Genomic DNA, 1,597 nt, shown 5'->3' on the forward strand with positions numbered 1-1,597 from the left:
GAGTATGAGGGCACGAACGAGGGTCTTCACGCGAAGACCTTCGTCCTCGATCTCGATGGAAGCCGCTCGATGGTGGTCACAGGCAGCGCGAACATGACCGGCGAAACGTGGGGCGCAGGGGTCGAGTTCGACGCGGTGCTCTATGGRGACACCTCCGCATGCGGCGTGCGGAAGACGCTCGAAGGCACTGCGGAAGATCTCGGCCTCGTGCAGCTTCTCGAGGAGTACGCCGTTGTCGATGAGGCAGGTGCCACGGATGCCGCGATCCAGACCTCCTACGCCCTCGAGGAATTCCACCGACTCCTCGCCCTTGGCGCCCCGACGCTTCACGTCGAAGCAATTGATGCAGAGCGGGTCACGGCATCCCTCTCCCTCACGATCCCGGAAAGTGCTCCAGGGGAGACCCGAGTGTGGCTGGCCTCCCTCCCCGCCGATGGGGCGAGCCGATCCCTCGGCGCAGAGCTCAACTGGACCATTGCACCACTCAGCGTCACACCGTTCATCGCGGTCGAGACAACAGACGGGCAAGGGCCGGCGCGAGTGACGAGGCGCTGCCTGATCAAAGCGGAGCTCACCGGAGCCGTCGATGGTCGACGACACGACGCCGTGTTCTCGATCCTCCGATCCAAAGAGCACGTGCTTCGATACCTCGTGTTTCTCMTGGGGGACCCTGCATACGACGCCCTGTTCGCTCAGCTCGCCGGCGTCGACGTGGAGTCAGCCGCCCCTGACTTCGCTTCCGCATTGACCGTGTCGGATGTCGCACTCTTCGAACCGCTTGTTCGCGCAACCGGGCGTGACGAACACGCGCTTGCTCGCGTCGCGAGCCTTGTGGAAGAGCTCCGAGCAACGCCGAACGGTGCCGAACTGGTGCCGGACGGCTTCGACGAGCTGTGGGATGTCGTATGGCAAGTGCACCGAGAGCGATCACGATGAAACCCGACGCCGAGTCGACGCTGGCGAGCCTGAAGGACTTTCAGCGCACCACCGTCGAGCAAGTCTTTCGTCGATTGTGGATCGACGACGACCAAACGAAGCGCTTTCTCGTTGCGGATGAGGTGGGCCTCGGAAAGACCATGGTGGCGAAGGGCGTCATCGCGAAGACCGTGGAGCATCTTTGGGACACCGACAAACGCATTGACATCGTCTACATCTGCTCGAACAGTCAGATTGCGCGACAGAATCTCAGCAGGCTCAATGTGGTCGGCGGCGTCGAACTGAAGCATGCCGATCGACTCACCTTGCTGCCCAAGGTGATCCGTGGGCTCCGGGGCCAACGCATCAATTTCGTCTCCTTCACCCCGGGAACCTCGTTCAATGTGGGAAGCACGAGCGGCAAGGGCGAAGAGCGTGTACTTCTCTACTGGATGCTCGTGAAGTGCTGGGGTCTCGGGATTACTCGCCAGCGAATGTGGAAGCGGTTCTTCGAAGGTGGGATGCACTGGCAGAACTTCGAGAACCACTTGTCATGGTTCGACCGTTCGCAGATCGACGACGAACTGTGCAAGTCGTTCGGGGAGGAGATCGACCGAGCCAGGGGTCCGCAAGGTCGCCCCCTACGCGAGGAGATCGAAGAGTGCGTCGGGGAGTTCAAAGG

General features: G+C 61.8%; 2 pseudogenes. Both read left to right on the top strand.

The window, feature by feature from the left end:
- Positions 1-936, top strand: a pseudogene (locus AC1DP3_RS18230) (hypothetical protein); the annotation flags it as partial.
- Positions 933-1,597 (top strand): annotated as a pseudogene (locus tag AC1DP3_RS18235) (helicase); the annotation flags it as partial. The pseudogenes AC1DP3_RS18230 and AC1DP3_RS18235, both read left to right, overlap by 4 nt.

The organism is Microbacterium sp. P5_B6 (assembly GCF_056400345.1).